The sequence below is a fragment of the Neobacillus sp. B4I6 genome (assembly GCF_050434045.1).
Taxonomy (GTDB): Bacteria; Bacillota; Bacilli; order Bacillales; family Cytobacillaceae; genus Neobacillus.
Genome location: NZ_JBNPWB010000002.1, coordinates 5,076,586 through 5,089,067 on the forward strand (window position 1 = coordinate 5,076,586; position 12,482 = coordinate 5,089,067).

General features: G+C 41.1%; 8 protein-coding genes. All 8 read right to left on the reverse strand.

Annotated elements, in window-relative coordinates; translation table 11 throughout:
* Nucleotides 1-92 precede the first annotated feature (92 nt).
* Nucleotides 93-2,171, reverse strand: coding sequence for an elongation factor G (gene fusA / locus QF028_RS27315; protein WP_214716671.1), 2,079 nt, complete (start codon nt 2,169-2,171; stop codon nt 93-95).
* Nucleotides 2,172-2,219: 48 nt separating this feature from the next.
* Nucleotides 2,220-2,690 (reverse strand): 30S ribosomal protein S7, encoded by a 471-nt coding sequence (rpsG, locus tag QF028_RS27320; protein WP_098933842.1) that lies wholly within the window; start codon nt 2,688-2,690, stop codon nt 2,220-2,222.
* A gap of 40 nt (nt 2,691-2,730) precedes the next feature.
* On the reverse strand, nt 2,731-3,153 hold the full coding sequence (gene rpsL, locus QF028_RS27325) for a 30S ribosomal protein S12 (protein WP_026565517.1): 423 nt from the start codon (nt 3,151-3,153) through the stop codon (nt 2,731-2,733).
* Nucleotides 3,154-3,254: 101 nt separating this feature from the next.
* A complete protein-coding gene (locus tag QF028_RS27330) occupies nt 3,255-3,503 on the reverse strand; it encodes a 50S ribosomal protein L7ae-like protein (RefSeq protein ID WP_429470538.1) in 249 nt (82 codons plus the stop codon).
* Between the two features lie 246 nt (nt 3,504-3,749).
* A complete protein-coding gene (rpoC, locus tag QF028_RS27335; RefSeq protein WP_429470540.1) occupies nt 3,750-7,349 on the reverse strand; it encodes a DNA-directed RNA polymerase subunit beta' in 3,600 nt (1,199 codons plus the stop codon).
* Between the two features lie 216 nt (nt 7,350-7,565).
* Complete coding sequence (gene rpoB, locus QF028_RS27340) at nt 7,566-11,123, reverse strand: DNA-directed RNA polymerase subunit beta (RefSeq protein WP_429470542.1); 3,558 nt, start codon at nt 11,121-11,123, stop codon at nt 7,566-7,568.
* Between the two features lie 252 nt (nt 11,124-11,375).
* A complete protein-coding gene (locus QF028_RS27345; RefSeq protein ID WP_429470544.1) occupies nt 11,376-11,978 on the reverse strand; it encodes a class I SAM-dependent methyltransferase in 603 nt (200 codons plus the stop codon).
* Nucleotides 11,979-12,083: 105 nt separating this feature from the next.
* On the reverse strand, nt 12,084-12,443 hold the full coding sequence (gene rplL, locus QF028_RS27350; RefSeq protein WP_098933846.1) for a 50S ribosomal protein L7/L12: 360 nt from the start codon (nt 12,441-12,443) through the stop codon (nt 12,084-12,086).
* Between the last annotated feature and the right edge of the window lie 39 nt (nt 12,444-12,482).

The following is a 12,482-nucleotide window of genomic DNA, read 5'->3' on the forward strand; positions in this document are numbered from 1 at the left end:
TTTTTTATGTAAGCCGTGAATAAGGCTGTCCCAAACTCACGGCTTCCACTGCTTACAATTGTAGTTATACTTTATCAAAAGGTGAAAATCAATTATTCACCTTTACTTTTTTTAATAATTTCTTCCGAAATTGATTTTGGTACTTCTTCATAGTGATCAAAGTGCATAGAGAATACTCCACGACCTTGTGTACTTGAACGAAGAGATGTAGCATAACCAAACATTTCAGATAGCGGAACCATTGAACGAACTACTTGAGCGTTACCTCGTGCGTCCATTCCTTCAACACGACCACGACGGGCTGTGATTTGCCCCATGATATCACCTAAATATTCTTCAGGGATAATAACTTCAACCTTCATGATAGGTTCAAGTATTACTGGACTACATTTAGAAGCAGCATTTTTTAATGCCATTGAAGCAGCAATTTTAAATGCCATTTCTGATGAGTCAACATCATGGTATGATCCATCAAATAGTCTTGCTTTAATATCCACTAAAGGATATCCAGCAAGAACACCGCGATCAAGTGAATCTTCAAGACCAGCTTGTACTGCAGGGATGTATTCACGAGGAACAACACCACCAACAATACCGTTTACAAACTCGAATCCTTTACCTTCATCATTAGGTGAGAATTCAATCCAAACGTGTCCGTACTGTCCACGTCCACCAGATTGACGTGCGAACTTGCCTTCAACTGATGCAGAAGAACGGAAAGTTTCACGATATGCAACCTGCGGAGCACCTACATTAGCTTCAACCTTAAATTCACGACGCATACGGTCAACGATAATATCAAGGTGAAGTTCACCCATACCAGCAATAATGGTTTGTCCAGTTTCCTGGTCAGTATGTGCACGGAAAGATGGGTCTTCTTCTTGTAGTTTTTGCAGTGCATTAGACATTTTATCTTGGTCTGCTTTTGATTTTGGTTCAACTGAAAGTTGGATTACAGGCTCTGGGAATACCATTGACTCAAGGATAACAAGGTTTTTGTCATCACAAAGTGTATCACCAGTAGTCGTATCTTTCAAACCAACAGCAGCAGCAATATCTCCAGCATAAACTTTTGAAATTTCCTGACGGCTGTTTGCATGCATTTGTAGGATACGTCCAACACGCTCACGCTTGCCTTTAGTCGAGTTTTGAACATATGATCCAGACTCTAAAGTACCAGAGTAAACACGGAAGAATGTTAATTTACCAACATAAGGATCAGTCATAACTTTAAATGCAAGTGCAGAGAATGGCTCTTCGTCACTTGAGTGACGCTCAATTTCTTCATCCGTATCTGGTAGAGTACCCTTAATAGCTGGTACATCTAATGGAGATGGAAGATAATCAATTACTGCATCAAGCATTAACTGAACACCCTTGTTTTTGAAAGCTGACCCGCAAATGACTGGGTAGAATTCAACATTAACAGTACCTTTACGAATCGCTGCTTTTAGCTCTTCTTTAGTGATTTCTTCGCCACCAAGGTATTTTTCCATTAATTCTTCATCTAACTCTGCCACAGCTTCAACTAACTTTTCACGGTATTCATCAGCTTGAGCACGATATTCTTCAGGAATTTCACGTACTTCAATGTTTTCACCTAAGTCGTCTGCGTAGAATACAGCATTCATTTCCACAAGGTCAATGATTGCTTCAAACTGATCTTCAGCGCCGATAGGTAATTGTACCGGATGTGCATTTGCACCAAGACGTTCATGTAATGTCTTTACAGAATATAAGAAATCTGCTCCGATTTTGTCCATCTTGTTAACAAAAACTACACGTGGTACACCGTAAGTGGTTGCTTGACGCCAAACTGTTTCAGTTTGCGGTTCAACACCTGATTGTGCATCTAGTACAGCTACCGCACCATCGAGTACACGAAGTGAACGTTCAACTTCGATTGTGAAGTCTACGTGTCCTGGTGTATCGATAATGTTTACACGATGGCCATGCCATTGTGCTGTTGTTGCAGCGGAAGTGATTGTAATTCCGCGTTCCTGTTCTTGCTCCATCCAGTCCATCTGAGATGCACCTTCATGTGTTTCACCAATCTTATGGATACGACCAGTGTAATAAAGAACACGCTCAGTGGTAGTCGTTTTACCGGCATCAATGTGAGCCATGATACCGATATTACGAGTGTTTGCTAAGGAGAACTCTCTTGCCATTGGGTCTTTCTCCTTCCTAGTTTGAAAGTTTTTATATTGAAGGTTAGATTACCAACGATAGTGAGCAAACGCTTTGTTTGCTTCTGCCATTTTGTGTGTATCTTCACGCTTTTTAACAGATGCACCAGTGTTGTTAGCTGCATCCATGATTTCATTAGCTAAACGCTCTTCCATCGTTTTTTCTCCACGGTTACGTGAATAATTCACTAACCAACGAAGACCTAGAGTTGAACGGCGGTCAGGACGCACCTCAACTGGAACTTGGTAGTTAGCACCACCTACACGGCGAGCTTTTACTTCAAGTACAGGCATGATGTTTTTAAGAGCTGCTTCAAAAACTTCCATCGGCTCTTTGCCAGTACGTTCGCGAATTGTATCGAACGCAGAGTAAAGAATTTCTTGTGATTTACCTCTTTTACCGTCAACCATCATTTTGTTGATTAAACGAGTAACTAATTTAGAGTTATAAAGTGGATCTGGTAACACGTCTCTTTTTGCTACAGGACCTTTACGTGGCATTATATTTCCTCCTTTCAAAGAAGCTTCTATTTAAGTTGTTTTATTTCTTAGCTGCTTTTGGTCTCTTTGTACCGTATTTAGAACGTCCTTGCATACGGTTGTTTACACCAGCTGTATCAAGTGCTCCACGGACGATGTGATAACGTACCCCTGGTAAATCCTTTACACGTCCTCCACGGATAAGAACAACGCTGTGCTCTTGAAGATTGTGTCCAATACCAGGAATGTATGCTGTTACCTCAATACCATTAGTCAAACGTACACGCGCATATTTACGTAACGCTGAGTTTGGTTTCTTTGGTGTCATTGTACCAACACGAGTACATACACCGCGTTTTTGTGGTGATGATACATTCGTTTGTGATTTTTTGAAGCTGTTATAACCTTTATTTAACGCAGGTGATTTTGACTTTTCCTCTTTAGATTGACGAGGCTTGCGCACTAATTGGTTAATAGTTGGCATTTGTGTTTCCTCCCTTCATTATTTGTAAGCCCACACATCCAGGTGGTTCATTTTTTCGCAAAAACAAAGTTTTTGCAGACTTGCTATCTACAAAAACGCTTTTAGCTGATAATTGCAACAGTTGAAGCACCAACTTCAATCCCGCATGCCTTCCCGAGTTTTTTCATCGAGTCAACATATAGGATAGGAACATTTATATCAAGAGCTTCTTTAACAACTGCTGCTGTTACTTTCGCATCAGCATCATTTGCTATAATCAACTCTCGCACATTACCATCTTTAAGTGCTTTGACTGTTTGTTTTGTTCCTATAACGAACTTTTGTGCCTGCAATACTTTTTCATAAGACATAATTCATATCCTCCAAAGTATCAGGTGAATAGGAGCACCTTTGATATAGTACCATCTTTACAAATAGATGTCAACACGACTTTAAATAATTTCTTAAAATAAGGAATAACGAAAAGCGCAAGCGCCTTGATCAGTGGCGACAAGCATAAGACGAGCCGACGGGAAGGTTGCTTTATAACCTTCCCGACGGATTGGCTTATGACCTCGAGCCCCTAGGCGCAGGAGCTAGACATTAACCATATTTTATTAATCAATAGTAACTGTTTCTTCAGAAGTGGTATCACGGAGTACAGGCTCAGCTTTACGATAACGCGGCATTCCTGTTCCAGCCGGAATCAGCTTTCCGATAATAACATTTTCTTTTAGACCTAGTAATTCATCACGTTTACCTTTGATAGCTGCATCGGTAAGAACTCTTGTTGTTTCTTGGAACGATGCTGCAGATAGGAATGAATCAGTTTCAAGCGACGCTTTGGTAATACCAAGTAATACTGGACGACCTGTAGCCGGTAATTTGCCAGCTAACAATGCCTTTTCATTCGCATCAGTAAACTGATGGACATCAAGAAGCGTTCCTGGAAGAACATCCGTTTCACCAGCATCCCCCACACGAACCTTGCGCAGCATTTGACGGACCATTACTTCAACGTGCTTATCACCAATTTCTACCCCTTGCATACGGTAAACCTTTTGTACTTCTTTTAATAGGTACTCTTGAACAGAGGTAACATCTTTTACTCTGATTAACTCTTTCGGATCAATCGAACCTTCAGTTAGTTCTTCACCACGAGCGACATGATCATTTACTGCCACTTTCAAGCGTGCTGTATATGGAGCATTGTAAGTGCGTGATTCAACTTCACCTTGAACAACAATTTCATGTTGGCGATCACGACCTTCATTAATCCCAACAACAACACCTTCAATTTCAGTGATAACAGCCTGACCTTTAGGGTTACGGGCTTCAAAAATCTCTTGGATACGCGGTAAACCTTGAGTAATATCGTCTCCCGCAACACCACCTGTATGGAAAGTACGCATTGTTAACTGTGTACCCGGCTCACCGATGGATTGCGCTGCAATAATACCTACAGATTCACCAACCTCAACCTCTTGACCAGTTGCCAAGTTACGGCCATAACACTTCTTACATACACCATGACGGGTATTACATGTAAACGCAGACCGGATTTTTACTTGTTCAATACCTGCTTCGACAATAATTTCTGCTAAATCCTCAGTAATCAAGCCATTTTCAGGAACAAGTACTTTCTTGGTTTCTGGATGTCTAATCGCAGTTCGTGCATGACGGCCAATTAGACGTTCATCCAATCCTTCGATAATTTCAGTTCCGTCTTTTAATGCACTGATTATAAAGCCACGATCTGTTCCACAATCATCTTCACGGACAATAACATCCTGTGCAACGTCAACAAGACGACGTGTTAAGTAACCAGAGTCAGCCGTTTTAAGCGCAGTATCAGCAAGACCTTTACGCGCACCATGAGTGGAGATAAAGTACTCTAATACGGTTAATCCTTCACGGAAACTTGATTTAATCGGTAATTCAATAATTCGCCCAGCCGGGTTGGCCATCAGACCACGCATACCAGCTAACTGGGTAAAGTTAGATGCGTTACCACGGGCACCGGAATCACTCATCATAAAGATTGGATTCGATTTATTCAGGGATTTCATTAGTTTACCTTGAATGGTGTCTTTTGCGGCACTCCAGATCGCAATAACACGATCGTAACGCTCATCTTCAGTAATTAGACCACGTCTGAACTGCTTCAAAACGTTATCTACTTTACCTTGTGCTTCTTTAAGAATTTCCTGCTTTTCAGGAAGTACGACAATATCAGCTACACCAACTGTAAGTCCTGCTTTCGTTGAATGCTTAAAGCCCAAGTCCTTCATGCGGTCAAGCATTTTTGACGTTTCGGTAATCTTGAAACGCTTGAATACTTCAGCAATGATATTCCCAAGTATTTTCTTCTTAAATGGTTCAACCAAAGGCATTTCAATAATTTTCGCCCTAATGTCTTCACCTTTTTCGACAAAATACTTTTTAGGTGTCTCAACTTCTAAATTGTCCCTTGTCGGTTCATTAATATAAGGGAATGATTTTGGCAGAATTTCATTGAAAATAAGTTTACCAACCGTTGTGATTAATAACTTATTATTTTGTTCTTCTGTGAATGTTTCATTTCCTAATGAGCCCGCATGGACAGCTACACGTGTATGCATGTGAACATAGCCGTTTTGATAAGCAATGACTGCTTCGTTTGTGTCTTTAAAAATCATTCCCTCACCGACAGCGCCATCTCTTTCCAATGTTAAGTAATAGTTACCTAAAACCATGTCTTGAGACGGAGTAACAACTGGCTTACCATCTTTAGGGTTTAAGATATTTTGTGCTGCAAGCATTAATAAACGTGCTTCTGCTTGTGCCTCTGATGAAAGCGGCACGTGAACAGCCATTTGGTCACCATCAAAATCCGCATTATATGCTGTACATACAAGAGGATGAAGACGAATCGCACGGCCTTCAACAAGTGTTGGTTCAAATGCTTGAATCCCTAATCTATGCAATGTAGGGGCACGGTTTAATAATACCGGATGCTCTCTGATTACATCTTCAAGTACATCCCACACATCTGGAGATACTCTTTCTATTTTACGTTTTGCAGATTTGATGTTATGCGCTAAGCCCTTTTCAACGAGTTCCTTCATAACAAATGGCTTAAATAGTTCTAACGCCATTTCTTTAGGAAGTCCGCACTGATACATTTTTAAGTTCGGTCCTACAACGATAACGGAACGTCCAGAATAATCTACACGTTTTCCAAGCAAGTTTTGACGGAAACGGCCCTGCTTTCCTTTTAACATATGGGAAAGTGACTTCAATGGACGGTTACCTGGGCCTGTTACTGGACGCCCGCGGCGGCCGTTATCAATCAAGGCATCAACTGCTTCTTGAAGCATCCGTTTTTCATTCTGAACAATAATACTTGGAGCACCTAAATCTAACAAACGCTTTAAGCGGTTATTACGGTTTATTACACGACGGTAAAGATCGTTTAAGTCAGATGTCGCAAATCTCCCCCCATCCAATTGAACCATTGGACGAAGTTCAGGAGGTATAACTGGAAGAACGTCAAGAATCATCCATGAAGGCTCATTTCCAGAACCACGGAATGCTTCCAGCACTTCAAGGCGTTTAATCGCACGCGTACGACGCTGACCTTGTGCACTTTTTAATTCTTCTTTTAAGGCGTCTACTTCCTTGTTTAAATCGATATCAAAAAGAAGTTTTTTAATTGCTTCTGCACCCATGGCAGCTTGGAATTTGTTTCCGTACTTTTCACGGTATGCCCGATATTCTTTTTCAGATAATAGCTGTTTTTTATCAAGAGCTGTATCTCCGGATTCCGTCACTACATAAGAAGCAAAGTAGATGATTTCCTCCAAAGCCCTAGGAGACATGTCTAAAACAAGTCCCATTCGGCTTGGAATTCCTTTAAAGTACCATATATGTGATACTGGTGCAGCAAGCTCGATGTGCCCCATTCGTTCACGACGAACTTTAGCACGAGTTACTTCCACACCACAGCGGTCACAAACAACACCTTTATAACGTACACGCTTGTACTTCCCGCAATGACATTCCCAATCCTTCGTTGGACCGAAAATTCGTTCACAGAATAAGCCATCCTTTTCAGGCTTTAATGTACGATAGTTAATCGTTTCTGGTTTTTTGACTTCTCCGAAAGACCATGAACGGATTTTATCCGGTGAAGCAAGACCAATCTTCATATACTCAAAATTATTAACATCCAGCAAGGGGCCTACCTCCCTTTTGATATCTCCAGGTTTTACCCTTATTGCGTTATAAAGCGGAAGCGCGCGTCTTAGCCCCGACAAGCATAAGACGAAATCCGCAAGAAGGCGACTTTTGCCTTCTGGAGGATTTTGGCTTATGACCTCGAGGGGTTGCGCGCTGCAGCTAGGAATCAAGTTTAGTTGGAGTGCAGATTGCACTCCAACTAGCATATATTATTACTCTTTTGAACCGACTTTTTCTGATTCAAATGCTTGCTCAGGAACGATGTTTAACGTATCAACTTGTTGTAAGTCATCATCATCTTCCGTATCGCGCATTTCAATTTCTTCTTCATCACCAGAAAGAATTTTTACATCCATTCCGAGACTCTGAAGTTCTTTAATTAATACTTTGAATGATTCAGGAACACCAGGTTCCGGAACATTCTCACCTTTAACAATCGCTTCATATGTCTTCACACGACCAACAACGTCATCTGATTTAACAGTAAGAATTTCTTGAAGTGTGTATGCTGCTCCGTATGCTTCAAGTGCCCAAACTTCCATCTCACCAAAGCGCTGTCCGCCAAATTGAGCTTTACCGCCCAATGGCTGCTGCGTAACAAGTGAGTAAGGACCAGTTGAACGGGCATGGAGTTTATCATCGACCATGTGTGCGAGTTTAATCATATACATGACACCCACAGAAACACGGTTATCAAATGGTTCCCCAGAACGGCCATCATAAAGGACCGTTTTCGCATCACGAGCCATTCCTGCTTCTTCAATCGTTCCCCAAACATCTTCTTCACGCGCTCCATCAAATACAGGAGAAGCGACATGAATACCTAGGTAGCGAGCTGCCATCCCAAGGTGAAGTTCAAGCACCTGTCCAATGTTCATACGTGAAGGTACGCCCAGTGGATTTAACATGATATCAACAGGTGTACCATCTGGTAAAAACGGCATATCTTCTTCCGGTAAAATACGAGAGATTACCCCTTTGTTACCATGACGTCCCGCCATTTTATCTCCCTCAGAAATCTTACGCTTCTGAACGATATAAACGCGGACCAGTTGATTCACACCTGGTGGCAGTTCATCGCCATCTTCACGATTAAAGACTTTTACATCAAGAACAATCCCGCCGCCGCCATGTGGAACTCGTAGGGACGTATCACGAACTTCACGTGCCTTTTCACCAAAGATCGCGTGTAAAAGACGTTCTTCAGCAGTTAATTCAGTAACCCCTTTTGGCGTAACTTTACCAACTAGGAGGTCTCCGTCTTTAACTTCCGCACCCGTACGGATAATTCCACGCTCATCCAAGTTGCGAAGGGCATCTTCGCCCACGTTTGGAATATCACGTGTAATTTCTTCAGGTCCAAGCTTTGTATCACGAGATTCTGACTCGTATTCTTCGATATGGATAGATGTGTATACATCATCTTTAACAAGACGTTGACTCATAATAATCGCATCTTCATAGTTATAGCCATCCCATGTCATAAAGGCAACAAGGACGTTGCGTCCAAGAGCTAATTCACCAAGTTCCATTGATGGACCATCAGCAAGAATTTCGCCTTTTGTTACGCGGTTGCCCACAGCAACGATTGGACGTTGGTTATAACATGTTCCTTGATTGGAACGGATGAATTTTAACATACGGTACTTATCAAGATTACCTTTAACCTCTTGACCATCAACAACATTAATGCGACGCACCCATACTTCACGTGCTTCTACATGCTCAACAATACCTTCGTGCTTACAGATAACCGCAGCACCTGAGTCTTTACCGGATACGTATTCCATACCCGTTCCAACTCTAGGAGCTTCTGGCTGCATAAGCGGTACTGCTTGACGCTGCATGTTCGCACCCATCAGGGCACGGTTAGAGTCATCGTTTTCAAGGAATGGGATACACGCTGTTGCCGCAGACACAACCTGCTTTGGTGATACATCCATATAATCAATTCGTTCACGTTTAACTACCGTGTTTTCACCACGGAAACGAGCAACAACATCTTCATCGACGAATGAACCATCATCACTCAGACGAGAATTCGCTTGGGCTGTAACATAGTTATCTTCTTCATCAGCAGTTAAGTAATCAATCCGACTCGTAACTTTCCCTGTATCAGGGTCGACACGACGGTAAGGTGTTTCAATAAACCCAAAACGGTTTACTTTTGCATAAGATGATAACGAGTTAATCAGACCAATGTTCGGACCCTCTGGCGTTTCGATCGGACACATACGACCATAGTGGGAGTAGTGAACGTCACGAACTTCGAACCCGGCACGCTCACGCGTTAAACCACCAGGCCCTAAGGCAGATAGACGACGCTTGTGTGTTAATTCAGCAAGCGGGTTGGTTTGATCCATGAACTGCGATAACTGAGAGCTTCCAAAGAACTCTTTAATCGAAGCAATAACTGGACGGATATTGATCAATTGCTGCGGTGTAATCGTAGCAGCATCTTGGATTGACATTCTTTCGCGAACAACACGTTCCATCCGGGATAATCCAATACGGAACTGATTTTGTAAGAGTTCTCCTACAGAACGAAGACGTCTATTACCAAGATGATCAATATCATCTGTATCGCCTACACCATGCAGTAAATTAAAGAAGTAGCTAATAGATGCAATGATATCAGCAGGTGTAATATTTTTAATTGGTTCGGCAACATAGGCATTACCTAAAACATTAATGACTTTTTCATTTTCATCGCCAGGAGCATAAATCTTAATGTCCTGAAGAGTAATCTCTTCATCTACCACGCCGCCATAAGGATTGAAGCCTTTGAAGTTGATATTCTTTTCCAAGGCTGGTAAGACTCTATCCAGGTTTCTCCTGTCTAGAACTGTTCCCTTTTCAGCGATGATTTCGCCCGTTTCAGGATCCGCAAGGGATTCTGCTAGGCGCTGGTTGAATAACCGATTTTTAATATGAAGCTTTTTATTAATTTTATAACGACCTACATTCGCAAGATCATATCGCTTTGGATCGAAGAAACGCGAAATTAATAGACTCTTTGCGTTTTCAACAGTAGGGGGTTCACCCGGACGAAGTCGCTCGTAAATTTCTAGAAGCGCTTTGTCAACACCTTCTGTATTGTCCTTCTCTAATGTGTTGCGAATATACTCGTTATCACCGATCAATTCGATGATTTCTTGATCAGAACCGAAGCCAAGTGCACGCAAAAGAACCGTAACGGGCAGTTTCCGAGTACGATCTATTCTCACATATACGACATCTTTGGCGTCTGTTTCATATTCCAGCCAAGCGCCGCGGTTCGGAATGACAGTAGCCGAGTAGCCACGTTTTCCATTTTTATCGAGTTTTCCACTAAAGTATACGCTCGGAGAACGCACTAATTGTGAAACGATAACACGTTCTGCCCCGTTAATGACAAACGTACCCGTTTCAGTCATAAGTGGAAAATCACCCATAAAAACATCTTGATCTTTTACTTCGCCTGTTTCTTTGTTTACAAGACGTACTTTTACACGTAATGGAGCAGAATATGTAACGTCCCGTTCTTTTGATTCTTCAACAGAATACTTTGGATCGCCAAGGCTGTAATCAATAAATTCTAGTGATAGGTTACCAGTAAAGTCTTCTATTGGTGAAATATCCTGGAACATTTCACGCAAACCCTCATCAAGAAACCATTGATAGGAAGAGGTTTGGATTTCAATAAGATTTGGTAATTCTAAAACTTCACTGATTCGTGCGTAACTTCTTCGTTGGCGGTGTCGTCCATACTGAACTAGTTGACCTGTCAACTGATTCACCCCTCAAATCAAGCGTTATTATTAAAATCTATAAGCGTTTATGGATCAGAATTTTACTTCCTTTCCAATAAACAAAAAGAAAAAGGGTTTTTTACTAAAAACCACATTTTCACATTTTGACTATTATTTTGTCATCATTTCCTTAATATCCCTTTTTTATACACTGAAATTCAGTGTTTTAAGGAATAATTCGGAAATTATTATGATGGCATTTTATAATGCTATCATAGTGACATTTTCAAGTCAACTTTTTTGTGCCTTTATGACAAAATAACCTTTGGATTTGTCAATAGTTTCGACGTGATTAAATAAATTATTTAATTTTTCAATTGCGGATGGTGCTCCTTGTTTCTTTTGAATAACAACCCAGAGCTCACCCTGAGATGTAAGATGCTCGAAGCTTTGTTCAAAAATATCATGAACCGTGTTTTTCCCCGCTCTAATCGGTGGATTTGTTAAAATAGCAGCAAACGTGTTTTCTTTTACATTCAGCAAACGATCGCTTTCATATATCTTAACGTTCTCTATCCGATTAAGTTCTGCATTTTCCTTCGCCAAAGCAATTGCCCGTTCATTAACATCAATCATATGTATCATACGATCATGGTAAGATTTCGCAATCGAAAGACCTATTGGTCCATAGCCGCAACCTACATCCAGGAGTAATCCATCTGCATTCGGCATTTCAAAAGACTCAATTAATAAACGTGAGCCGAAATCTACTTCTCTTTTTGAAAAAACACCGTTATCCGTTTTAAAACGGAACTGGTTATTTTTTAAAGTGTAATCCCAAAATTTCGGGTCACTTTCAACCTTCTGCGTTCGAGAATAGTAGTGTTCAGACAACTGACTCACCTCCGAGGAATATTAATAATTGAAGATAAACGAGGACTAAAAATTTAGTTAAGGCAAAAAAAGCCCGCTTATACAGCGAGCTTTTTTATAAGATTATTACTTAACTTCAACGTTTGCTCCAACTTCAGCAAGTTTAGCTTTAACTTCTTCAGCTTCTTCTTTAGAAACGCCTTCTTTAACAGCTTTTGGCGTGTTGTCAACAAGGTCTTTTGCTTCTTTAAGTCCAAGACCAGTGATTTCACGAACAACTTTGATAACCTTGATTTTTTGATCGCCAGCGCTAGCTAGGATTACATCAAATTCAGTTTGTTCTTCAACAGCCGCTACAGCTGCGCCACCCATTGCAACTGGAGCTGCAGCAGTTACGCCAAATTCTTCTTCGATTGCTTTTACTAGATCGTTAAGTTCTAAAACAGTCATAGTTTTAACTGCTTCAATGATTTGTTCTTTAGTCATGATAAATTTCCTCCTTAGTTTTCGTTCAAATTTATTTGA